21 protein-coding genes and 1 pseudogene are annotated in these 21,836 nt (G+C 71.8%); 11 read left to right on the top strand and 11 right to left on the bottom strand.

The window, feature by feature from the left end; genetic code table 11:
- The first annotated feature begins 2 nt into the window (after window positions 1–2).
- Window positions 3–965 (top strand): prolyl aminopeptidase, encoded by a 963-nt coding sequence (gene pip / locus FBY22_RS30995; protein WP_142151282.1) that lies wholly within the window; start codon window positions 3–5, stop codon window positions 963–965.
- A 15-nt stretch (window positions 966–980) separates the two neighbouring features.
- Here the strand turns inward: pip and FBY22_RS30990 are convergent, their stop codons facing one another.
- A complete protein-coding gene (locus FBY22_RS30990) occupies window positions 981–1,643 on the bottom strand; it encodes a GntR family transcriptional regulator (RefSeq protein WP_142151281.1) in 663 nt (220 codons plus the stop codon).
- 163 nt (window positions 1,644–1,806) lie between these two features.
- Here FBY22_RS30990 and FBY22_RS30985 point away from each other — a divergent pair, with 163 nt between their 5' ends.
- The 3 genes from FBY22_RS30985 to FBY22_RS30975 are packed head-to-tail and all read left to right on the top strand — an operon-like array spanning window position 1,807 to window position 4,990.
- A complete protein-coding gene (locus tag FBY22_RS30985) occupies window positions 1,807–3,270 on the top strand; it encodes an NCS1 family nucleobase:cation symporter-1 (protein WP_142151280.1) in 1,464 nt (487 codons plus the stop codon).
- A gap of 5 nt (window positions 3,271–3,275) precedes the next feature.
- Entirely contained in the window at window positions 3,276–4,016 is a 741-nt protein-coding gene (locus FBY22_RS30980; RefSeq protein ID WP_142151279.1) for an aspartate/glutamate racemase family protein, read from the top strand.
- Between the two features lie 5 nt (window positions 4,017–4,021).
- Window positions 4,022–4,990, top strand: coding sequence for an MBL fold metallo-hydrolase (locus FBY22_RS30975; protein ID WP_160159940.1), 969 nt, complete (start codon window positions 4,022–4,024; stop codon window positions 4,988–4,990).
- A gap of 1 nt (window position 4,991) precedes the next feature.
- On the opposite strand, the gene FBY22_RS30970 is transcribed toward FBY22_RS30975, so the two are convergent.
- On the bottom strand, window positions 4,992–5,453 hold the full coding sequence (locus tag FBY22_RS30970; protein WP_142151277.1) for a GNAT family N-acetyltransferase: 462 nt from the start codon (window positions 5,451–5,453) through the stop codon (window positions 4,992–4,994).
- Window positions 5,450–5,863 (bottom strand): RidA family protein, encoded by a 414-nt coding sequence (locus tag FBY22_RS30965; RefSeq protein WP_142151276.1) that lies wholly within the window; start codon window positions 5,861–5,863, stop codon window positions 5,450–5,452. The genes FBY22_RS30970 and FBY22_RS30965 overlap by 4 nt, the downstream gene beginning before the upstream one ends.
- A 181-nt stretch (window positions 5,864–6,044) precedes the next feature.
- Here FBY22_RS30965 and FBY22_RS30960 point away from each other — a divergent pair, with 181 nt between their 5' ends.
- On the top strand, window positions 6,045–6,860 hold the full coding sequence (locus FBY22_RS30960; protein WP_142151275.1) for a nucleotidyltransferase domain-containing protein: 816 nt from the start codon (window positions 6,045–6,047) through the stop codon (window positions 6,858–6,860).
- Here FBY22_RS30960 and FBY22_RS30955 read toward each other — a convergent pair.
- Both FBY22_RS30955 and FBY22_RS30950 read right to left on the bottom strand, forming a co-directional pair.
- Window positions 6,847–7,503, bottom strand: a complete 657-nt coding sequence (locus tag FBY22_RS30955; RefSeq protein WP_142151274.1) for a contact-dependent growth inhibition system immunity protein — start codon at window positions 7,501–7,503, stop codon at window positions 6,847–6,849. The genes FBY22_RS30960 and FBY22_RS30955 overlap by 14 nt on opposite strands.
- Window positions 7,503–9,014 carry a PrsW family intramembrane metalloprotease gene (locus FBY22_RS30950; protein ID WP_260845214.1) on the bottom strand — a complete coding sequence of 504 codons (1,512 nt, stop codon included), beginning with the start codon at window positions 9,012–9,014 and terminating at the stop codon, window positions 7,503–7,505. The genes FBY22_RS30955 and FBY22_RS30950 overlap by 1 nt, the downstream gene beginning before the upstream one ends.
- A gap of 376 nt (window positions 9,015–9,390) precedes the next feature.
- On the opposite strand from FBY22_RS30950, the gene FBY22_RS30945 reads away from it, so the two are divergent.
- Window positions 9,391–11,250 carry an FUSC family protein gene (locus FBY22_RS30945; protein ID WP_142151273.1) on the top strand — a complete coding sequence of 620 codons (1,860 nt, stop codon included), beginning with the start codon at window positions 9,391–9,393 and terminating at the stop codon, window positions 11,248–11,250.
- Between the two features lie 227 nt (window positions 11,251–11,477).
- Here FBY22_RS30945 and FBY22_RS30940 read toward each other — a convergent pair whose 3' ends face one another.
- The gene (locus tag FBY22_RS30940) at window positions 11,478–12,107 is read right to left on the bottom strand and encodes a response regulator transcription factor (RefSeq protein WP_142151272.1); all 630 of its coding nucleotides are present in this window, start codon (window positions 12,105–12,107) and stop codon (window positions 11,478–11,480) included.
- A 49-nt stretch (window positions 12,108–12,156) separates the two neighbouring features.
- Window positions 12,157–13,347: a sensor histidine kinase gene (locus tag FBY22_RS30935; protein ID WP_399212129.1), complete on the bottom strand. Its 1,191-nt coding sequence runs from the start codon at window positions 13,345–13,347 to the stop codon at window positions 12,157–12,159.
- A 415-nt stretch (window positions 13,348–13,762) separates the two neighbouring features.
- Here FBY22_RS30935 and FBY22_RS30930 point away from each other — a divergent pair, with 415 nt between their 5' ends.
- Window positions 13,763–14,536: a class I SAM-dependent methyltransferase gene (locus FBY22_RS30930; protein ID WP_142151271.1), complete on the top strand. Its 774-nt coding sequence runs from the start codon at window positions 13,763–13,765 to the stop codon at window positions 14,534–14,536.
- A gap of 23 nt (window positions 14,537–14,559) precedes the next feature.
- Here FBY22_RS30930 and FBY22_RS30925 read toward each other — a convergent pair whose 3' ends face one another.
- A complete protein-coding gene (locus tag FBY22_RS30925) occupies window positions 14,560–15,513 on the bottom strand; it encodes an endonuclease/exonuclease/phosphatase family protein (protein WP_142151270.1) in 954 nt (317 codons plus the stop codon).
- A gap of 357 nt (window positions 15,514–15,870) precedes the next feature.
- Between FBY22_RS30925 and FBY22_RS30920 the strand changes: the two are divergent.
- Together FBY22_RS30920 and FBY22_RS30915 are read left to right on the top strand one after the other, a co-directional pair.
- Window positions 15,871–16,433: pseudogene (locus tag FBY22_RS30920) on the top strand (DUF899 family protein).
- A gap of 154 nt (window positions 16,434–16,587) precedes the next feature.
- On the top strand, window positions 16,588–16,773 hold the full coding sequence (locus tag FBY22_RS30915) for a hypothetical protein (RefSeq protein WP_174267301.1): 186 nt from the start codon (window positions 16,588–16,590) through the stop codon (window positions 16,771–16,773).
- Between the two features lie 6 nt (window positions 16,774–16,779).
- On the opposite strand, the gene FBY22_RS30910 is transcribed toward FBY22_RS30915, so the two are convergent.
- The 3 genes from FBY22_RS30910 to FBY22_RS30900 all read right to left on the bottom strand — a co-directional run bounded on the left by FBY22_RS30910 (window position 16,780) and on the right by FBY22_RS30900 (window position 20,415).
- Entirely contained in the window at window positions 16,780–18,642 is a 1,863-nt protein-coding gene (locus tag FBY22_RS30910; RefSeq protein WP_142152571.1) for an ABC transporter ATP-binding protein, read from the bottom strand.
- Between the two features lie 682 nt (window positions 18,643–19,324).
- Complete coding sequence (locus tag FBY22_RS30905; protein ID WP_142151269.1) at window positions 19,325–19,759, bottom strand: hypothetical protein; 435 nt, start codon at window positions 19,757–19,759, stop codon at window positions 19,325–19,327.
- Window positions 19,756–20,415, bottom strand: coding sequence for an ATP-binding protein (locus FBY22_RS30900; protein WP_142151268.1), 660 nt, complete (start codon window positions 20,413–20,415; stop codon window positions 19,756–19,758). Before FBY22_RS30900 ends, FBY22_RS30905 begins: the two co-directional genes overlap by 4 nt.
- A gap of 227 nt (window positions 20,416–20,642) precedes the next feature.
- Here FBY22_RS30900 and FBY22_RS30895 point away from each other — a divergent pair, with 227 nt between their 5' ends.
- On the top strand, window positions 20,643–21,503 hold the full coding sequence (locus tag FBY22_RS30895; RefSeq protein ID WP_142151267.1) for a helix-turn-helix transcriptional regulator: 861 nt from the start codon (window positions 20,643–20,645) through the stop codon (window positions 21,501–21,503).
- Window positions 21,504–21,758 (top strand): DUF397 domain-containing protein, encoded by a 255-nt coding sequence (locus tag FBY22_RS30890; protein ID WP_058925966.1) that lies wholly within the window; start codon window positions 21,504–21,506, stop codon window positions 21,756–21,758.
- Window positions 21,759–21,836: the final 78 nt, after the last annotated feature.

Below are 21,836 nucleotides of genomic sequence, written 5' to 3'. Positions count from 1 at the left end.
GGATGCCCCCCTACCCGGAGATCGAACCGTACGAGCACGGCCTGCTCGACGTCGGCGACGGCAATCGCGTGTACTGGGAGACCTGCGGAAACCCGCGGGGCAAGCCGGCCCTCGTCCTGCACGGCGGACCGGGTTCCGGCTCCAGCCCCTACTACCGGCGCCTGTTCGACCCGGCCGTCTACCGGATCGTCCTGCTCGACCAGCGTGGCAGCGGACGCTCCACACCGAGCGCGAGCGCCTACGACACCGACATGAGCGTCAACACGACCGCTCACCTCATCGCCGATCTGGAGCTGCTGCGGCGGCACTTGGGGATCGGGCGGTGGCTGGTGTGGGGGGTGTCGTTCGGTTCGGCGCTGGGGCTGCGGTACGCGCAGACGCATCCGGCCGCGGTGTCGGAGGTGGTGGTGACCGGGGTCGCGACCGGTTCCGACGCCGAAGTGGCCCTGCTGACCAGGGGAGTCGGCCGGTTCTTCCCGGAGGCCTTCGAAAGGTTCCTGGCCGCTCTGCCCGCCGCGGAACGGGACGGCAACCTCGCCGCCGCCTGCAACCGGCTGCTGGAGTCGCACGATCCGGAGGTGCGGGCGAGGGCGGCGCGGACCTGGACCGACTGGGAGACGGCGACGATTCCCGCGCCGCCCAGGTCCGTCCCGCGGTTCGAGGACCCGGAGTTCCGCTACGGCTTCGCCCGCACCGTCACGCACTACTGGGGCCACGACCACTTCCTCGGCGAGGGCAACGACGAGGGCGTCGTCCTGCGGGACGCCGGCCTGCTGAAGGACGTGCCGGGCACCCTCGTCCAGGGCAGCCTCGACTTCGGCAACCTGCTCGGCATCTCGTGGCGGCTCCACCACGCCTGGCCCGGCAGCGAGTTGGTGATCGTGGACGACGTGGGCCACAGCGTGGGCGGCCCCGGCATGGCCGAGGCGCTGGTGGCGGCGACGGACAAGTACGCCCGCCGCTGATCCCGGGAGTCCGGCTCAGCTCTCGGCGTCGCCGAACAGATGCCGCACCGTGGAGCGGTAGTTGGTGCGCACGTGGGCCAGCGCGTGCGTGCGGGCGCGTTCGGGGTCGCCGGAGGCGATCGCCTCGTACAACTCGCGGTGTTCCAAGAGGAGTTGAGGCCACTCCTCGTTCCGCCGGGTCATCCAGCGCAGCCGGCCGGCGACCGGTTCCAGGGCGGCGGTCAGCAGGCTGTTGCCCGCCATAGCCACGATGCGGTCGTGCAGACGGCTGTTGATGTCCGTGATCAGCTCGGCGTCCCCGGCCTCGGTCGCGGCGGCCGCGCGCTCCAGGAGCTCCTGCACCTCCGCCAGATCCTCCGGGGTGGCGTTCGACGCGGCGAGCCCGGCCGCGTAGACCTCGAGCGCCTCGCGCAGTTCGAACAGCTCCCGGACGTCGTTCGGCGTGAGCCGCCGTACGACCGTGCGGCGCGGGGTCTCGAAGTGCACGAACCCCTCGGCGACCAGCGCCCGGATCGCCTCGCGGACCGGCACCCGGGAGACGCCGTAGCGGTCCGCGAGCTCCCGCTCGACCAGTCGGTCGCCGGGCAGGAGGCGGCCCGCGATGATCTCCTGCCGCAGGTTCGCCAGGACGCGTTCACGGACCGCGCCCAGGGGTTCGATCTTCGTGGGGGAGCTCATGGAGCCATTGTCCCCGTGGGGGCGCCCGCTCCGGGCCATGGGGTGTTTTACGGAGCGTTAACGACGACGACATCGGTCGGAACCCTTGACGGGGGGACCATGACCGCAGTTTGGTATACCAAACGGCCGCACCCGTTCCTCCCTCCCCCGTTCTGGAGGCCCCGTGTCCCTCGCCGACCGCGCCGCAGCCACCGGCGCCCCAGCGTTCGTCCCCGATCCCCGCCTCACCAACGAAGACCTCGCGCCCGCCGGGAAGAGGAACTGGAAGGTCTTCGACCTGTTCGCCATGTGGATGTCCGACGTCCACAACCTCGGCAACTACACCTTCGCCGCCGGCCTGCTGGTCCTCGGCATGAACGTGTGGCAGGTCTTCACCGCCCTGCTCATCGGCTTCGTGCTCATCTACGTCGGCATGAACTGGATGGGCCGGATCGGCCAGCGGCACGGCGTGCCCTTCCCGGTCGTCAGCCGCATCAGCTTCGGCGTCTGGGGCGCCAACATCCCGGCCCTGATCCGCGCCGTGATCGCCATCATGTGGTACGGCATCCAGACCTACCTTGCCTCCGTCGCCGTGAACGTCATGCTGCTGGCGGCGTGGCCGGGCCTGGTGTCCTGGACCCACCACTCCTTCCTGGGACTCGACGCCCTGGGCTGGTGTTCCTTCGTCTCCCTGTGGCTGATCCAGGCGCTGATCATCAGTCAGGGAATGGAGTCCGTACGGAAGTTCCAGGACTTCTGCGGTCCCGCGATCTGGCTGGTGATGATCGCGCTGGCGGTGTGGGTGCTGTGGAAGGCCGACTGGAGCATCTCGCTCACCTCCACCCCGCACCCGGTGCCGGTCGGCGAGCAGTGGCGGCAGTGGTTCGGCGCGATCGGCCTGATCCTCGCGACCTACGGCACGCTGATGCTCAACTTCTGCGACTTCTCCCGCTTCGCGCCGGACTACCCGACCGTGCGCCGCGGCAACTTCTGGGGGCTGCCCGTCAACTCGACCGCCTTCGTGGTCGTCTCGGTGATCGTCACGGCCGGCTCCCTGAAGGTGTTCGGTACGGCCATCACCGACCCGGCCGAACTCGTCGCCAAGATCGGCAACACCTGGGTGCTGGTCGTCGCGGCCTTCACCTTCGCCGTGGCCACCATGGGCGTCAACATCGTCGCCAACTTCGTCTCACCGGCGTACGACCTGGCCAACGTCTGGCCGCAGAAGATCACGTTCAAGGTCGGCGGCATGATCAGTACGGTCGCCGCGCTGGTCGTCACACCCTGGAACCTCTTCTCCAACCCGACCGTCGTCAACTACTTCCTCGGCGGCCTCGGCGCCTTCCTGGGCCCGCTGTTCGGCGTCATCATGGTCGACTACTACCTGGTCAAGCGCGGCCGTGTGAACGTGGACGAGCTCTTCGACGCCCGCCCCGGCTCCCGCTACTACTACAGGAAGGGCGTCAACCCCAAGGCGCTGTGGGCGTTCCTGCCCTCGGCCGGGGTCGCGGCGGTGCTCGCGCTGGTGAAGACCTTCAGCGACGTCGCCCCGTACTCGTGGTTCATCGGCACGGCCCTCGCGGCCGGACTGTACCTGCTGATCTGCCGGGCCGAGCGCGCGTCCGAGCCCGAAGCCGTGGAGGTCTGACGGACGTGCGGATCGTCGTCACCAACTGCAACACCACGCAGGAGATGACCGAGGAGATCGTACGAGGTGCCCGGGCCGCCGCAGGCCCGGGCACCACCGTGCTCGGACTCACCCCCGCCTGGGGACCGGAGTCCGCCGAGGGCTGGCTGGACAGTCACCTCTCGGCCGCGGCCGTCATCGACCTACTGCGGACCTACGAGGGCCCGGCCTACGACGCCGTCGTGCTGGCCGGCTTCGGGGAGCACGGGCGGGAAGGCGTCCGGGAGTTGGTGGACGTACCCGTCGTGGACATCACCGAGGCCGCGGCCCACCTGGCCTGCCTGCTCGGGCGGCGCTACGGGGTCGTCACGACGCTGGAGCGGTCCTGCGGGCAGATCGAGGACAGCCTCGAACTGGCGGGCGTGGGACGCAACTGCGCGGCGGTCGTCGGCACCGGCCTGGGCGTGCTCGACCTCGGCGACGCCGACCGCGCGCAGGCCGCGTTCCTGACGGCCGCCGAGCGGGCGAGGGAGGCGGGCGCCGAGGTGCTTGTGCTCGGGTGTGCGGGGATGACCGGACTGCAGCGGGCGGTCGGGGAGAAACTCGGGCTGCCGGTGGTGGACGGGGTCGGCGCGGCGGTGAAGCTGGCGGAGTCGCTGGTGGGGCTGGGGCTGACGACCAGCCGCGCGGGCAGTTGGGCGAAGCCGGTGCCGAAGCGGCGGGTGTGGGGGCGGATCCCCGAGGATGATCGTCCTCGCCCACAATGAGCGCCATGAACCTTCCCGACGCTCTCACCCCGGTGGCCGAGGGCCTCCACCTGTGGGCCCCGCCCCACACGGGTACCTGGGGCTTCGCCAACTGCCTGCTCATCACCTCCGGCGAGCAGGCGGTGCTGGTCGACACGCCCTACGACCGGCCGATGACCGAAGCGCTGATCGCCGCCGCCCGCCCGGTCCTGCCGGCCGGCGCGGCGGGGGTGGGGACGATCGTCAACACCCACGTCAACGGCGACCACACCTTCGGCAACGGCCTCTTCCCGGGCGCCGGGATCATCGCCACCAAGGCGAGCGCGGAGCACCTGTGCCGGGAGCCCTCGCCCCAGCAGATGCACTTCCTCACCACCGGAACGCCGGCCGACCAGCCGCTCGGCTGGTACGCCCGCGAACACTTCGGCCGCTATCGGTACGAGGACGTCGAGGCCGTGCCGCCGACGGTCACCTTCAGCGGCCGCTACGACCTCCGGGTCGGCGACATCGAGGCCGAGCTCATCGAGGTGGGCCCCGCGCACTCCGCGGGCGACCTCATCGTCCACCTGCCCGCGCAGCGGGTGGTCTGCGCCGGGGACGTCCTGTTCGCGGACGACCACCCCGTGCACTGGGACGGCCCGCTCGCCCGGATCACCGCGGCCTGCGAGACGATCCTCGCGCTGGAGCCGGAGACCGTCGTCCCCGGGCACGGGCCGGTGATGAGCCCCCAGGAGGTCCGGAACCACATCACGTACCTCCTGCGGCTCGAAGCCCTCGTCCACACCCGCCACGCGGCAGGCGTCCCGGCGGGCGAGGCGGCCGCCGACATCCTGGACACCGGCTTCTACGACCACCTCGGCCTGCGCGAACGGATCGTCATCCTCACCGCGGTCGAGTACCGGCACCTGAACGGCGAGACCGGCGAACCGGACCTCGTCGGCCTGGCGGCACAGGCCGCGGGCTGGGCGTTCGGGCGACGGGAGATCGCCCCCTGACTCACGGCCGCCAGGCGTACCGCACGTCCGGCTCCCGCTCCTCGTTGCCACTGCCGTCCGTGTACTCGACGGCGACGAAGCCGTGCCGCTCGTAGAACCGGTGGGCGGGCTCGTTGACCTGGAAGGTCCACAGCTCCAGGCCCCGCGGGCTGCGCTCCTTGGCCAACGCCACGAAACGGTCGCCGATGCCGCGCCCCCGCCAGTCCGGGGAGAGGTAGAGCTGGGAGAGCTCGTCACCCGAGAGCACCATGACTCCCACGATCCGGTCGGCGGCCTCGGCCAGCCAGGTCTCGCGCGACGGCACCACCACGTTTCGGAAGTACTCCCGCACCTCGTCGGCGGAACGCGGACCGACCACGGTCGGCAGCGCGGCGGCGAAGGACTCCAGCCAGACGTCGGCGGCGGCGAGGGCATCGGGAGCGGTGGCCCGGCGGAGGACGGCAGGCGCCTCGGATGCACTCACGACGACACCGCCTCGGGCACGACCGCGGTGGCGGTGATCTCCACCAACTGGCCGCTGTAGCCGAGGCAGTTCACCCCGAGCAGCGTCGAGGAGTGCGGTCCGACGCTGAGCCCGGACGCCTCCACGACCTCCCAGACGGCGGACAGCACGGAGGTGTCATCGCTCACCACGTACACGTCGGTCGCCACGACCTGCGCGAAGTCGCTGCCCACGGCGCGCAGTTGCTCCCCGAGATTCTCCAGCACCTGCTCGGCCTGCCGCACGGCGTCCCCCTCCCCGACCAGCGTGCCGGTGGCGTCGAGCGGCACGGCCCCGGCGAGGAACGCGAGCCTCGTCCCGGCCTCGACGACGGATGCGTGGGAGTAGCGGGGCGGTGGGAAGAGCGCGGGTGAGGTGACGCGACGGATCACGGGGGGCGGCTCCTTGGACGAGGGGAGGGGCAAGCAGGTCATGCGCAACCCATAGATGGTCGGTCCCGAGGCCCGGGTGCGCACCCGAATTTCCGCGCCCGTCGACCGGCGGATAACCGTTCGACACCGCCCGCCACGGGCGACGAGACTCCCGTGGACGCCCACCGACGGGAACCGCACCGTGCCCTCTCTCACCGACCGCGCCTTCCTCGACGCCACCGCCGACCGCCTGGCCGCCCTCCCCACCGTCCGCGCCGTGGCCCTCGGCGGATCCCGTGCCCAGGGCACCCACAGGCCGGACAGCGACTGGGACCTGGCCGTCTACTACCGCGGCCCCTTCGACCCCGACGACCTCCGCGCCATCGGCTGGGAGGGCGAGATCTCCGAGGTCGGCGGTTGGGGCGGCGGCGTCTTCAACGGCGGCGCGTGGCTGACGATCGACGGCCGACGCGTCGACGTGCACTACCGCGACCTGGACGTCGTGGAGCGGGAGATGGGGGAGGCCGAGGAGGGGCGGTTCCGGGTGGAGCCGTTGCTCTTCCATCTCGCGGGGATCCCGAGCTACCTGGTGGTGGCGGAACTCGCGATCAACCACGTCCTCCGCGGCGACCTGCCACGCGTGGCCTCCTACCCGGCGAAACTGCGGGCCTCCGCCACAGCTCGCTGGCGCGACACCGCGCGCGCCACCCTGTCCTACGCGAAGGTCAACCACGCTCCGGCAGGCCGTCTCACGGAGGTCGCCGGAGCGGTCGCCACCGCCGCCGTACAGATGGCGCACGCGGTGCTGGCGGGGCGCGGCGCATGGGTCACCAATGAAAAGCGGCTACTGGAGCGGGCAGGACTGCGCGGCGTGGACGACCTCGTGGCCGGAATGGAGCGGTATCCCGCGTCCCTGGACGCCGCCCTCTCCGACGCCCAGGCGCTGCTCGAGCGTGTCGTCGACTCCGACCAGCCGGTGAGCAAGGCGTGCCGACGCGCCGCCTCTATGGTGCGGTGATCCTGTGGCGGAGCAGCTCCAGCCACTGCCGGAGCGACATCCCTTCCGGAGGCAAGAGGCTGAGCCCCAGCGCATCCGCTGCGGTGTGGAGTTCCTGGTCCGAGGTCACCATGGCCATGAGTTCACCGAGTTCCTGCGCTGCCTGTGCGCGATTCTCCGGCAGGACCTCGGCGACGTATTCGTCGAGAGCATCGTCGCGGGAATCGTAGAAGGAAAAGAAATCCTGGTGAAAATAGGCACCGAGCAGCTGGCTCAATTCGGGGAATCGCTCGTTCCATTCCCAGTTGTTCTGCGGGTTCATCAGCGGGACCTGGGACGGAGCTTGCAGGAAGCGGTTCAGGTGCTCCCTGGCGACGCGCAGACAGTCCTCCACACTCGTTCCCGCCGGAGGACGAATGTGTGGGAGGTCCTCCACGTCCTCGGCGACCTCATCCGAGAAGAGTCCGACCGAGAGCAGTTGGTCGATCTGCCGGACCGCCGTGGCAGCACGCGCGGGATCCCGTGCCGCGATTCTCAGGTAAGAGGCCAGACCGGGCCCTGGACTCTCGGCCGTGTCAGAGAACGTGTAACCGGTGTTCGCATAGGCCTCCAGCCGTTCGCTGAGTTCGTAGAACCGCGGTTCCGGCGGAAGTGCCTGACTCATCAACAACTCCAAGCAATGCATGTCAGGGTGCGGGGAACGATGTGAGGACGCGATATCCAGACGCAGTTGAGGGGTCCGCCTTGAGTATCACGCGAGCATTCCCCCAACCCGCGCCAGAGCAGGAGCACGCCGGTGGTGGCCGACCCCAGCGCGGTGCCGAGACGGAAACGGTGGATCGCGAGCAGCTCGCCCAGGGGCTGCGCCGATGCCGTCCGCCACATGCGCAGAAGCACGGCGAGCTGGTAGGCGATCCAGGCCAGGGCGGCGATGCCGAAGCCCATGAGGACCTTCGGCCCGGAACCGGTACTGAAGAACCTCTGGAGACCAGCAGTCGAGGTGAACGAGCCGACGCCGAGGAACAATAAGGAGGGGAGCACCAGCACGCACGGGATCACGAGGAGCCATCGCCGCCGGTTGCCGCGGGCCGTGCGCGCCGCCTTCAGCAGGGCGCGGATGTCCAGCGCCCGCCAGGCGTCCTGGTTGTCGGATGCCTCGATCCGAGTGGTGATCCGAGCTACCGCCTGGTGCAGTTCTCCGGCGTCGTCGGTCGGCGCCGACGCGGCGGCGTACAGCAAGGATCGTCGCAGCCTGACATAGCGCAGGGCGATCACCAGACTCCAAGGCGGACGCCAGGCCGCGTACCGCAGCAGTGCTCCCAGGCTGTCGCCGTCGGCGCGTTCGGAGGTGAGCAGCACACCGGGCACGGTGCGCTTACCGCGGTGGATCTGACGCAGGTCGACGACCCCGGCGATGGCCAGGCACACGAGGGGCGCCGCCCACGCCCTTCCGTCCAGGGATTCGAGCCAGTGCGCGGCTCGGCTGGCGGGTTCCTGCACGGCGTAGTTGTTCACCGTGTGATACGCGACAGCCGCCGCGACCGGGAGCGCCGACACGAGGCGCACCCAGCCCCGCGCGCGCCACAGCAGCCCTGCTCCCAAGCCGGCCATCGCCGTCAACACCAGATGAGAGAAGGTCTCCGTGACTGCCGGACCGCCCAGCTTCAGCTGGCTGAACGGAGCCGGGAGCCAGGTCGTCAACACCTGCTTCAGGCCCGGGACATAAGGAGGAGACAAGCTGTCGGGGATGATCCAGCCCCCGTCGCGGGCCATCGCCCGGTCCGCGTCCAGACCGAACCGCAGTACCGCTTCCAGCAGCCCGAACCCCGCTCCCAGTGCCGCGCCCACCACCACGAAGTCGGTCAGCCCCCACTGACGGCGAACCTTCAGGCTCCCTTCGGCCAGCAGCAGCGGGGCAACCTTGATCAGTTCCTCCACCCACGGAGCCACCGTGTAGCCGGTGGTGTTCACCACCGTCACCAGCGACTGCCCCGACTGGTCCGCATACAGACGGGTGTATGCGAGCTGCACCAATGCGGTCGCCACACCGCAGCCGTACACCCCGACCGCGAGCGCCAGCAGCACGGTCGACAAGCGCACCGAACGGGTCGGCCAGGAGACGGCGAACAGTTGCAGCACTCCCCAGAAGACCGCCACCGCCATCACCAACGTCATACCAGGCCCCCGTCGCGCCGGAACGAACATCGATTCGCGATAGTGAACATGATGCTATGCAGTCAATTGCCGTTGAGGCAAGCGAGTTGCGAGGGACGTTGGGATGGCGACACCAGCGGTGCAAATGCCCAGGCCTTCGTTTTGGAATCCATGGGCCGCCGGATCGTCGCCTCGTTCTCCAGCCGCTTCCGGCCGACGGCATCGCAGCCGCACCTGATTGCGTTCATAAAGAACCCGGCTTCCGGCCCGACCGTCACACCCCCGAAACACAATCGCCCCGTCCGTCACGGCAACGCCCCTTACCGTGGACATCACACCCCCAGCCCGGCCACCGTCGCCCGAAGGCACACCCCGCCCTCGTCCGGACAGGAGCCCCGTGTCCCGCCCCGCCGTCACGTTCCGTCCGCCGCCCTGGCTCGCCCACGCCCTGCGTGCCCAGCGCGGTCCCGTCTCCTTCAGTGCCGTCACGCGCGGTGCGCTGTCGGCCGGGCCACTGCTCCTCACCGCCGTCCTCCTCGACCGCACCGCGCTCGGCGTCATCGCCGCCATCGCCGCCATGCTCGCCGGGATCAACGACCGCCCGGGCAGCCGGCGGGCGTCGGTGAAGCGGATCGGGATGCCCGCGCTCGCCGGGGCCGGGGGGATGCTCGTCGGGACGTACGCCGGGGTGCACGCCGGACCCGTCGCCCTCACCGTCTTGTTCACCGGTATCGGGCTCCTCGCCGGCGGCGTCAGCGCCGTGGGGCCCGTGGCCTCCGGCGCCGGGACGCAGTTGCTCGTCGCCTCGGCCGTCGGGGCCGGGATGCCGGCGTCCGAGGCCGGCTGGGCGCGGGCGCTCGCCTTCGTCCTCGGCGCCGGCTGGCTGCTCGGTCTGCGGCTGCTCCTGCCCACCCCCGGCGCCACCGCCGGCGACTTCCGGTTCGACGGGGAACGGGCCGCCGTGGCGGCGGTGTACGACGCCGTCGCCGACCTGCTCGACGCCGCCGGCACCGAGGCGGCCGTCGCGCGCCGCGTCGCGCTGACCGCCGCCCTCGACCACGCGCAGGACGCCCTCACCGGACCCCGGCTGCGGCGGTACGCCAGCTCCTCGGCGGAGCGGCGGCTGCACGCGCAGTACGCCGCCGCGCTGCCGCTCGCCGAGGCGGCGACGGCGCTCGCCTGGGCCGGGGAGCCCGTCGCCGGGCGTATCTCCGAAGGCCCCCGCCGACTCGCCGGCGCCGTACGGGAGAACACGCACACCGGGCCCCTGCCCGCACCGCACCGGTCCGTGCCCGCCCTGCGCGCCCTCGACGACGCCCTGCTGCACGCCGCCGACGCCTTCGACCGGGGCAGCGGCGGCGATCTGCACACACGCAGCCGGTCCGTGCGGGACTTGCTTCGAGTCGCCTTCGGGGCCGGCGGACGCGAGTACGGCCTACGGGTCGGACTGTGCTTCGGGGCCAGTGCCGCCGTCGCGCAGGCACTGCACCACGCCCGCTGGTACGGGCAGCACACCCACTGGTACTGGCTGCCCGCCACCGCAGTCTTCCTCGTCAAGCCCGACCTCGGGCCGCTCGCCTCCCGGGTGCTGAGCCGGGCCGCCGGAACCGTGCTGGGGGCGCTGCTGTTCGCCGGGTTCGCCGCCGTGCTGCCCCGACCGGAGGGGCTCGTCGTCCTCGTCACCCTCTGCGGCGCCCTCATCCCCGTCGCCACCCGGCACTTCGCCGCGCAGACCACCGTCGTCACCGTCCTGGTGCTGGCCCTGGTGATGGTCGGCGGCGAGCCACAGGCCTCCGTCAGCCGGATCGGCGAGACGCTGCTGGCCTGCGCGATCGTGCTGGTCGTCGGCCATCTGCCGATGCCGGGGCAGCGCGGCGGGGGAGTGCGGGCCCGGCTGGCGGCGGCCGGCGAAGCCACGCAGGCCTATCTCGCCCACGTGCTGAGCGAGTCGGCCGACCGCGCCACACGATGGACGCTGCGCCGCGAGGCCTACCGGGCGCTCGCCGAGGCCCGTACCGCCATCGCCCTCACAGCCGCCGAACTGCCCCCACTCGCCCGGCACTCGGAGGGCGCCGACGAGGTCGTCGCCTCGCTCGAACGGCTCGCGGACGCCACCACCGCCTGCGCCGTCCACCTCGACGACTCGGGGCACCTCTCGGCCCGCGACCGGGAGCAGATCGCCGCCCTGCTGGCCGAGCTGGCCAAGGACGGCGAACGTGCCCGGCTACGACTGCCCGAGCTGCCCCTGGCCGGGTAGGGGCGGGGCGGTGGGTCCGGCAGCTGTGCTACGGCGCCCGAGGTGACCCGGCCGGGCAGGAGCGGTGGGTCCGGCAGCTGTGCTACGGCGCCCGAGGTGACCCGGCCGGGCAGGAGCGGTGGGTCCGGCAGCTGTGCTACGGCGCCCGAGCTGCCTCCGGCAAGGTAGGGGCGATCACCCCGGCAGCCGTGCGACGGCGCCCGAGCTGACACCGCCCGGTAGAGGCGTCAGCCCAGCAGCCGTCGCTCCTTCGCCACCGCCACCGCGCCCGCCCGGGTCTCCACCCCCAACTTGCCGTAGATCCGACCCAGATGGGTCTTCACCGTCGCCTCGCTGATGAACAGCGCACGGGCGATCTCCCGGTTGCCGAGGCCGCGGGCCAGCTGGCCGAGGATCTCCCGTTCCCGGGCGGACAGCACCGGGTGCGGGCTGCGCATCCGGGCGAGGAGGCGGTCGGCGACGGGGGCCGACAGAGCCGTATGGCCGCGGGCCGCGCTGTGGACGGCCGCGAAGAGTTCCTCGGGGCGCTCGGCCTTCAGCAGGTAGCCGGTGGCGCCCGCCTCGATGGCCCGGGTGATGTCGGCGTCGGTGTCGAACATCGTCAACACCAAAACGCGCGGCGGCGACTGACCAGCCGTCAACTCCCGGATGGCGGCCACCCCGTCCATGCCGTCGCCGAGTTGCAGGTCCATCAGGACCACGTCGGGGCGCAGCCGGGCGGTCATGACGAGCGCCTCCTCCCCGCTGCCCGCCTCCCCGACCACCTCGATCCCCTCGGCGCTGGCCACCAGCGCGCGCAACCCGGCGCGGACCACCGCGTGGTCGTCGCAGAGCAGCAGCCGGACGGGCCCGCTCACGCGGCCGGCTCCGGCGTCGAGACGCGGGGCGTCGAGCCGTGCACCGTGCTCATACGGCCGCCTCCTTCGGGGCCAGCGGGATCGCCGCCGTCACGACCGTCCCCTCGCCCGGTGCCGACTCCACCGTGAGGGTGCCGCCCGACTGCCGTGCCCGGATGCGCATGGCCGGCAGCCCGTGGCCGCGGGCCCGGCCGGGGTCGGCAGCCGGCCGGGCGGTAGGGGGCGGCAGGGCGGTCGGGGCCGGCTCGAAGCCCCGTCCGTTGTCGGCGACGTCGAGGGAGATCTGCTCGTCCAGGCAGGTCAGGGTCAGCGCGGCCCGGGTCGCGGCGGCGTGTTCCCGTACGTTGGCCAGGGCGCCCTGGGCGATGCGCAGGAGCGCCGCCTCGGTGCGCTCGGGCAGCGGGCCGGGAAGCTCGCCGTCGAGGCGGAAGCCGACGGTCAGGCCCGGGCCGCTCTCCCGTTCGGCGAGGGCGGCGAGGGCCGCGGGCAGGGACTGCCCGGCCAGGTCGGCGGGCGCGAGGTCGTGGACGAACCGGCGGGCCTCGGCGAGGCTGCGCGCGGTGACGGCGGCCGCCTCGCGCACATGCGTACGGGCGGTCTCCGGGTCCGTCGCCCATACGCGCTGCGCGGCCTGCAACAGCATCCCCTGACTGGACAACCCCTGTGCGAGCGTGTCGTGGATCTCCGCCGACAGCCGCTGCCGCTCCGCCAGGACGCCCGCGCGCCGCTCCGTCGCCGCCAGGTCGCGGCGCGTGCGGACCAGGTCGTCGATCAGCGCCCGCTGACGTGCCCCCTGTCGCTGGAGATGGACGAAGACGGCCGTGGCGACCGCGGCGACGGCGATCGGTGCCACGACCATGTTGGGGTTCAACCGGCCCTGCGACGCCCGGACTTCGGACACCACTACCAACGCCGTGAGTACGGCGGCCAACGGCACCGCGATCCGGGGCGGCAGCGCGTACAGGCCGGCGAACAGCAACGGCATCGCACACCAGGTGGCGCTCGGCGCGAGGGCCAGCAGCGCCACCCAGACCGCCGACACCGAGGCCAGCCAGACCAGATGACGTGCCGTGGGCGGGGTGCCGGCGCGCGGTGGCGGGGCGAGCAGGTGGCCCAGGGCGTACAGCAGCGCGAAGCCCGCGAAGAGCCCCGCCACCCAGGCGGTACGGGCCTCTCCCTGGTCGCGGCCGAGGAAGCGCGCGAAGGAGGACCCCAGCAGCAGCAGAAACGCGCCGTGCACGACGGCGGCCAGACGACGCTCGTCCGGATCCGCAACGGCGCCACGATCCGCCCCCGGGTCCGCAACGGCGTCACGATCCGCCCCCGGGTCCGCAACGGCGTCACGATCCGCCCCCGGGTCCGCAACGGCGCCACGATCCGCCCCCGGGTCCGCAACGGCGTCACGATCCGCCCCCGGGTCCGCAACGGCGTCACGATCCGCCCCCGGGCCCTCGACGCTCCCCGTGCCCGGGCCCTCGGTGTTCTCCATGTTCCGTGTCTAACGTGGCCCGCCCCGTCCCGCATCAACCGATCGGCTGACATCGTGCTCGCCCGAACCGCCCGGCGGACGGCTGCAGTCGGCCGATCCGCAGACCCCGTCCCCGCCCCGAGGCTTGCGGCAGTACCCCGCTCCTCCGTCTCGGAAAGGCCGGACCATGCCCGCCAGGAACCTCACCGCCAACCGCGCCGCCCTCGGCCACCGCCTCGGCTACGCGCTGCGTCACCCCGACCGGGTGCCCCGCCATCTCGCCCGTGCGGCAAGGGACTTGTGGCTGAGCCACCGCCACCCCGACCACGTCGACTACTACCGGGCCGTGATGCGGTCGGACACCCGCGACAGCCCGGACGCGGCCGTCGGCAGCCGAACCCGCGAGCGCTGGCTGGCACTCGGCGCGATGCAGTTCGACTACCTCGTCGGCCACGGACTGCGCCCCGAGCACCGGATGCTGGAGATCGGCTGCGGCAACCTGCGCGGCGGCTGGCGGTTCATCCGGCACCTGGAGCCCGGGCACTACTACGGCATCGACATCTCGCCCGACATCCTCTTCGCCGCCCAGGACACGGTCGTGGAGATGGGCCTGGAGAAGCGGCTGCCCACGCTGACCCCCGTCCGCGACCTCACCTTCCGCTTCCTGCCGGACGCGCACTTCGACGTCGTACACGCCCACAGCGTCTTCTCGCACTCGCCCCTGCACGTCATCGAGGAGTGCCTGGCCCACGTCGGGCGGGTGCTGGCGCCCGGCGGCTGGTTCGACTTCACCTTCGACCGCACCGAGGGGGAGGAACACCACGTACTGCGGGAGGACTTCTACTACCGGACGCAGACGCTGGTGGCCCTGGCCGAGAAGCACGGGCTGCGGGCACGGTTCATGGACGACTGGGAGGCCCTGCCGCACGGGCAGTCGAAGTTGAGGGTGACGGAGGACTGACCCACGGGGGCCGGCCGCCGCCGCTACTGACCCACCCGTGCCCACACCGGCGCGTGGTCCGAACCGGGCTTCCCGCGTCGCTCGGAGGGGTCCTGGCCCACCGACGGCAGGTGCGCGGCGCCGTCGCCGGGCAGGCCCGTGCCGGCCGCCGTCACCCGGTGGACCAGGCGGTGGCTCAGCAGGATGTGGTCGATGAGCTCCCGACGCCCCGAGTTGACCCGGGAGTAGCGCTGTTCGGGCGGGATCAGCGGGGCCACGTCCCACAGCCGCTCGGCGTCGCCCTGGTCCGGGCGGTCGTAGCCGGGGGTGCCCATCTCGGAACCGGGCGGTCCGAGCAGTATCTGCGTGGTCGCCGCCTGCACCTCGTCGTTCATGTCGCCCAGCACGGCGACATCCCGCGCGCGGCCGTCCCCGGCCAGCAGTTCGTCGGCGAGGGCGCGCAGGGTGGCCGCCTCGGCGGCGCGCCGGTACAGGGCGTAGGCGCCGTAGCGGGCGCGTTCACCCTCGTCATGGGGGAAGAATCGGTTCCCCGGATACTCCAGGAGCTTCGACTTCAGGTGGGCCACGGCCACCCGCAGCGGACCGGCGTCCGTCGTGACCTCGACGGCCAGGAAGCCGCGCCCCGCGGCCGAGAGTTCCGTGCCGGAGTCGTTCACCTGCACGGGGTGGAGCCCCGGCGGGAAGGCGTTGGTGTCGGCCAGCACCCGCAGCGGCGCGCGGCTGATGACGCCCACCCGGATGTGCCGGCCGTCCTCGTGCTTGGAGAGCGCGCTGTGCCAGTCACCGCCGACCAGGTCCAGCAGGTCCTGCAACGCTTCCGGGTCACCGACCTCCTGCACGCCGAGCAGCGTCGGATCGAGCTCCGTGACGACGGCGGCGAGCGCGGCGAGCTTCGTCCGGTACGTCGCATCGTCCGGCGGCCCACCGGGATCGCCGGGACGGAAGAAATTCTCCAGGTTCCAGGTGCCGAGGAGCATGACGGGCCCCTTTCCAGAGCCGTCGGGCCGGCCGGGTGAGCCAAGGATCCCCGTCCGGCCGATTCCGCGGTAGAGCGACGACAGGATGCGCGGTTCGGCTCAGGCGTTCCGACAACCGCGGCATACGTCGACGGTATGACCGAGACTCCCGCCGATCTCATCATCACCGGATGCACCGCCCGCGCGCACGACGATCAAGGACGGATCGGCATCGAGGAGGCCGCGGCCGTCGTCGTACCGGACGGCTCCCCGGACGTGCCGCCCAACCCCGGCTTTCGGCAAAGCCCGTGCGGCGCCGATGAGTTCGGCCTCTCCCGCCGCTCACCACACCGAAGGGACCGCTGCACAGGAGGGGCCATGTCGCTTCCGGAGATCGTCTCGCGTGAGCAGTGGCGCGCGGCGCGCGCCGACCTGCTCGTCAAGGAGAAGGCCGCCACGCGCGCGCACGGCGCGCTCAACGCAGAGCGGGGAGTGGGACGCCGGCTGCCGCGACTGCGCCGCGTTCCTGGACCAGATCGGGCACCTGGCGCATCTGGCGGCGCGCGGTACGACGTTCGCGGTCGTCCCGGGCGACGTACACCAAAATCCTGCCGTTCCAGGCGCGGATGGGCTGGACGCTGCCCTGGTACTCGTCCTTCGGCAGTGACTTCAATCACGACTTCGAGGCGACTGTGGAGCGGGACGGCGAGCTCGTCGAGCGAGCCGGTGTCAGCTGCTTCCTGCGCGACGGGGAGCGCATCTGTCACACGTACTCGACGTACGGGCGCGGGCTCGACGGGCTCGGGTCCACGACGAGCCTGCTCGACCTGACCGCGCTGGGCCGACAGGAGGACTGGGAGGAACCGAAGGGACGTGCGTCGTCTCCTGGGGCGCCTGTGAACAGCGCCCGCGTCCGCTGTCACGATGAGTACGAGGACTGATACGGAAAGCGACCAATATGATCGCAAAGTTACGGGATCCTCACACTCCGCGCTGAACAAGTGTCAACTACGTCTCAGTCCCGCAACTGAGCGAGGCCTTTCGGCCCCCGAAGGCGTTAACTCCTACAAGCACAACGCTTTCTGGAGGTGCGAGATGGTGAACGGGCGAATGGTGCTCGAACGCTTTCCCGCAGGTGGGCCGCGAGGCTCGTGGCCGGCGGAGGAGTTCGCGCACGCGCGACGACTGGAAGGACTGGCCGCCGAGGTCGTCATGGACCTCGCGACGGACATGTTCCTGGTGATCGTGCGTGGTGACGCGGCCGCGGACGCGGTCGCCTGAGGCGCGTCATCCCGCCTCGGGGGCGGGCACCGGCGCAGTGAACTGTTCCGCCTGGAGCGAGTACAGCTCCGCGTAGATACCGCCACCGGCCAGCAGCTCCTCCGGGGTGCCGGACTCCGCCAGCCGCCCCCGGTCGAGCACGTGCACCAGATCGGCGTGCCGTACGGACGCCAGCCGGTGGGTGATGAGGACCACCGTCTGGCCGGTCGAGGCCAGCGCGCGGATCTTCTCGAAGACCTCCAGCTCGGCCCGGGCGTCCAGGGCCGCCGTCGGCTCGTCCACGACCAGGATCCGGCCGCGCCGGTAGGCCGCCCGCGAGATGCCCAGCCGTTGCCACTGACCGCCGGACAGCTCGTGCCCTCCGCTGAACTGGCGGGCGAGCAGAGTGTCCAGGCCGCGCGGCAGACCGGCCACCACGTCCTCTGCACCGGCCTCGGCGAGCGCGGACGCCATGCGGTCCTCCGTCAGCGGCGCCGAGGAACGGCCGATCGCCACGTTGACGCGGGCCGTGAACGGCCAGCGCTTGAAGTCCTGGGCCACCATCGCGACCCGCTCGGCCAGCTGGTACCGGTCGGCCGTCGCCGCGTCCACGCCGTCCCACAGGATGCGGCCGCTGTCCGGCCGGTACAGGCCCGCCAGCAGCTTGACCAGGGTGGTCTTGCCGGAGCCGTTCTCGCCGACCAGGGCCACGATCCGGCCGAGCGGGAGGCTGAGGGTGACGTCGTCGAGGGCCGGGCGCGCGGGCTCGCCGGGGTAGCTGAAGCTGACGTGCTCGAAGCGGATCTCCCGCGGGTCCTCGGGCAGGGCGTCGCCGCCCACCGGGATCGCCCGCTCGGCCGCCTCGACGTACAGCCTCTGCAGGTCGCCCACGAACAGCGCGTCCTCGTGCAGCGAATTGACCGCCACGACCAGGTTGTCCAGACTCGACGAGCCCGTCCGGATCGCGATCACCGCCGTACCCGCCACCGACAGCGCCATCGCCCCGGCCAGCAGCAGCCCGGCGAGCGTCGCGTACGTCGCCACCGTCGTGATGCCCGTCCAGGCCGACGCGATCACCCCGGTGCGCGCCGCGAGCCGGGCGAGCCGTGCCTGCTCGGCCTCGGCCGTCTCCGCCATGGTCCGGTAGTGCCGCAGCAGGAAGGGGCCGACCCCGTGCACCCGAATCTCGGGCGCCGCTTCCGGTTCGGTGAGCAGACCGCTGACCAGGCGGCTCGCCCGCGCGTGCTGCACCCAGGTGTGCCAGGACTCGTAGCGGCGCCGGGCGTTCGTCAGCGCGCCCCAGGCGGTCGGCAGCGTCATCGTCGCCAGCAGGGGCAGCAGCACCGGGTGCAGCACGGTCAGCACGCTCGCCGCCGCGACGAGCGAGATCAGGGCGCTCACCACGCGCGTGGCGTACGAGATCATCCGCCGCGCCGATCCGGCGCCGTACTGGGCGGTGTCCAGCAGTTTGTGGAAGGCGTGGTCCTCGATCGCGGCCAGCTCCACGGCGGCCGCCCGCTCCAGGTACAACTCGGTGGCCACCCGCTCCACCTTGGGCTCCAGGCGCCCGGTCGCCCATGTGGAGGCGGCCCGCAGCAGCGCCCCGACCAGGGCCACGGCGGCCATCACGGCCAGTACCGGTACGGCGTCGCGCAGCCGGTCCCCGATCGCGCCCCCGGCGATCAGCCGCCCCAGCACGCTGTTCATCGCGAGCAGGCCCACCGCCTGCGCCACGCCCCGGCCCACCTCGGCCGCGAGCACGGCGCGCGCCGCCCGCGGGTCGGCCTGCCAGGCCAGCCGACAGCTCGCCCCCAGCAGCTCCGGCAGCCGCGTCACCATCGCCCGCAGATTCAGCTCCAGGAACGCGTCGGTGTGCCGGTTCCAGCCCATGTCGTAACGCAGCGGCCCGCCGAACAGCAACTGCTCCGACTCCGACACCCCGGGCTGCGCGTCACCGGCACGCTTCTTCCTCCGCCCGAGCACACGCCTCCCACGGCGGCGGTCCCTGAGGCGGGGCTTCTGCTGCGGGTTCGGTGTCTCTGTCGTGTCTGGTTTCCGTGTCCGGCCTGGCACCCGTGTGCCGTCAGATTCCTGCGGCGCGTCTGGGTGCCGTGTCGCATCCGGCTCCTGGGCCGCGTCCGGTTTCCGCGTCGCGTCCCGCTGCCGTGGCGCGTCGCGTCCCCGTGTCCCCGCGCCGTCTGCCGCGCCCCGGGCTTCCTCCCCGGGGTCCGCGTCCCGTGTGCCGTCCCGTTCCTCCGCGCGCCGCGCGTCGCCCAGCCCGTCCGAGTCCCGCGTCTTTCCCACCGCCGGCTTCCCCCTTCACCTCGCCGGACGGCCACTATCGCGGGACGGCGTCCGCGAGGGCAGGGCGCGGGTGGGAGAAGGACGAGCGCGCGGGCGTACGCCCCATGGCGATGCACGGGCCGCGCGGGTTCGGTGCCGAGCGATGCACGGGCCGCGCGGGTCCAGTGCCGAGCGATGCACGGGCAGCGCGGGCCCTGTGCCGGGTGACCCCGGACTCCGGACCCCGGCTCCCCGCGCCGGTGTTTACGCAACCACGGGCCACAGCCCGTCAGGCGATCACCGGGCGGGACCACGTCGGCGTCGTGCCCGTGACCCGGCACAGGGCCAGGTACAGCGGTATCGGCGGGGTGTACGGGAGCGTGCCGTCCGGCTTGTGGATCAGGCCGGGGACCGCCGGGGCGTCCGGAACAACCGCCCCGGCGGCGTACAGGGCGGGGGCCGGCCACTCCAGGGCGTAGTCGGAGTCGGACGGGACCAGCCACCACCAGTGCGCCTCATCGGCGTAGACGCACCCCACCCGTGGCAGCCGGGGCATCAGCAGCGGGCCGAGGCAGGCGGGCACCGCCACCGCGTCGCAGCCCAGGGGGGCCGTCATCCCCTCGGGCACGGGCAGCCGCCGGGGCCTGCCCGAGCCGTGCAGTCCGCGCTTGAGGCGGACCAACGTGTCCAGGCTCAGCACCTGACCGCCGGATGCGGCCCTCACTCCCGTCCCCCCTCTCGGAGCCGCGCGGTCGGAGCGGCCCCCACGGCCCCCGTCCCGTGCTGCGCGTCCGCCTCGTCGCCGTCCCCGTCGCCGCCGGCCGGGCCGGGCTTGGGGCGGGCTCCCCAGCCCAGGTCGTTGCAGGGTCCGCAGTCGTGCCACGGCTCCTCGGACTTGCGCGGCAGCTCCGCCCAGACCAGCAGACCGGGGCCGTGTTCATGGGCTCCCCACGCGTGACAGAGGGCGTCGATAAGAAGCAGTCCCCTCCCGTGCTCCTCCTCGGGCCGAGCCCGCGACGGATGGGGCGCACCCGGCGCACAGCCCTCGTCACGCACGGCTATCCGCACCAGGTCCTCGCCGTCGTGCAGCTCGCAGACGATGAGGCTGCTCGCGGTGTGGACGAGGGCGTTGGTGACCAGCTCGGTGACCACCAGGGCGGCGGTGTCGCAGACGTCCTCGCACACCGACCAGCCGTTCAGTCGCGCCCGGGTCATGCGTCTGGCCTGCGCGGGAGAGCCCGGATGGGCGGCCAGCTCGAATCGGAACCGGCGCTCGGCGGCGACCCCTGCGGGGTCTGCTCCCGGGGCGGCACCGAGGCTGTGGGGGTGGCCTTCGGCGGCGTCTGTTCCTAAGGGCGCGGACGGAATCACGCTTGCCACTATCGCCCCGGCGTGAACACTTGGCAAGTGTCACTCTGAAAATTGCAGAGTGCTGTGTGACGTTGTGGAACGGCGTGGCACACTGCTCGCAACAGCACGTCGAACGGCGCCAGTTGAGATCAGCGTGGATCGGTACCGAACCGTACAGATCTTCGAATAGGTCTTCGAATGGCGCCGTATGGCTGTCAGCATGCTGGTGGATTCCCAGGGGTCGAGGGAGGTGGAGGGTGAGCGAGCCGCGGTCCGCGCCGACGGTCGGTCAGGTCGTCCTCGGCCGACGCCTGCTGGACCTGCGGGAACGCGCCGGACTCAAGCGCGAGGAGGCCGCCAAGGTCCTGCGCGTCGCCCCCGCCACGGTCCGCCGTATGGAGATGGCCGAGGTCGGCCTGAAAATCCCGTACCTGCAACTGCTGCTGAAGTCCTACGGCGTCTCCGACGAGGAGGCCGAGACCTTCGTGCAGCTGGCCGAGGAGGCCAACAAACCGGGCTGGTGGCAGCGGTTCCACGACATCCTGCCCGGCTGGTTCTCCATGTACGTCAGCCTGGAGGGCGCGGCCTCCCTCATCCGCTCCTACGATCCGCACTTCGTCCCCGGCCTGTTGCAGACCGAGGACTACGCGCGCGGTGTGCTGAGATCGGGCGCCATCGGCCAGACCCGGCCCGAGGACATCGAGCGTCATGTCGCGCTGCGCATACAACGCCAGGAACTGCTCACCCGCCCGGACGCGCCCCGTTTCTGGGCCGTGTTCGACGAGACCGCGCTGCGCCGCCCCGTCGGCGACCCGGAGGTGATGCGTGCCCAGATCGACAAGCTGCTCGACGCCACGAAGCTGCCCAACGTCACGCTGCAGGTCGCGCCGTTCCTGAGCGGCCCGCACCCCGGCACGTTCGGCCCCTTCGTGCTGTTCCGATTTGCCATGTCAGAACTGCCGGACATGGTCTACAGCGAGTACCTGACCGGCGCCGTCTACCTGGACGCGCGCGCCGAGGTGGCGACCCACCTCGAGGTCATGGACCGCATGGCGGCGCAGGCCGCTACGGCACATCGCACGAAGGAGATCCTCCGGGATCTCCGCAAGGAGCTGTGAATGGATCGCATCAAGCCGCGCAAACACGTCTACAACGGCATGCCCGCGCGGGAGTTGGGCAGCGAGGGCTGGCACAAGCCCTGGAGCGGCGGCAACGGCGGCAACTGCCTGGAAGCGATGAAACTCGCCGACGGCCGCATCGCCGTCCGCCAGTCCACCGACCCGGACGGCCCGGCGCTGATCTACACCACCGACGAGATGACGGCGTTCATCGAGGGCGCCAAGGCGGGGGAGGCCGACTTTCTGCTGTCGTGACGCGATGGTCCGGCGCTCCAGCGACTTTTCTTCCCGTTTTCCTTTCCATGGTTATGAATTGATGGGTAATCAGCCGAT

The sequence above is a fragment of the Streptomyces sp. SLBN-31 genome, assembly GCF_006715395.1.
In the GTDB taxonomy this organism is placed as follows: Bacteria; Actinomycetota; Actinomycetes; order Streptomycetales; family Streptomycetaceae; genus Streptomyces.
Note: the sequence above shows the minus strand (reverse complement) of the source record. Positions and strands in the feature narration are given on the sequence as shown.

Excerpts from the sequence above, each read along its gene's own strand:
- pip (WP_142151282.1), top strand. The coding sequence starts at position 3 with ATGCCCCCCTACCCGGAGATCGAACCGTACGAGCACGGCCTGCTCGAC.
- FBY22_RS30950 (WP_260845214.1), bottom strand. The coding sequence starts at position 9,014 with ATGACGTTGGTGATGGCGGTGGCGGTCTTCTGGGGAGTGCTGCAACTG.
- FBY22_RS30925 (WP_142151270.1), bottom strand. The coding sequence starts at position 15,513 with ATGCTCCTCGGCACCTGGAACCTGGAGAATTTCTTCCGTCCCGGCGAT.
- FBY22_RS30890 (WP_058925966.1), top strand. The coding sequence starts at position 21,504 with ATGGATCGCATCAAGCCGCGCAAACACGTCTACAACGGCATGCCCGCG.
- FBY22_RS30910 (WP_142152571.1), bottom strand. The coding sequence starts at position 18,642 with ATGGGCTGGAACCGGCACACCGACGCGTTCCTGGAGCTGAATCTGCGG.
- FBY22_RS30975 (WP_160159940.1), top strand. The coding sequence starts at position 4,022 with ATGAACCTTCCCGACGCTCTCACCCCGGTGGCCGAGGGCCTCCACCTG.
- FBY22_RS30990 (WP_142151281.1), bottom strand. The coding sequence starts at position 1,643 with ATGAGCTCCCCCACGAAGATCGAACCCCTGGGCGCGGTCCGTGAACGC.
- FBY22_RS30915 (WP_174267301.1), top strand. The coding sequence starts at position 16,588 with ATGGTGAACGGGCGAATGGTGCTCGAACGCTTTCCCGCAGGTGGGCCG.
- FBY22_RS30930 (WP_142151271.1), top strand. The coding sequence starts at position 13,763 with ATGCCCGCCAGGAACCTCACCGCCAACCGCGCCGCCCTCGGCCACCGC.
- FBY22_RS30955 (WP_142151274.1), bottom strand. The coding sequence starts at position 7,503 with ATGAGTCAGGCACTTCCGCCGGAACCGCGGTTCTACGAACTCAGCGAA.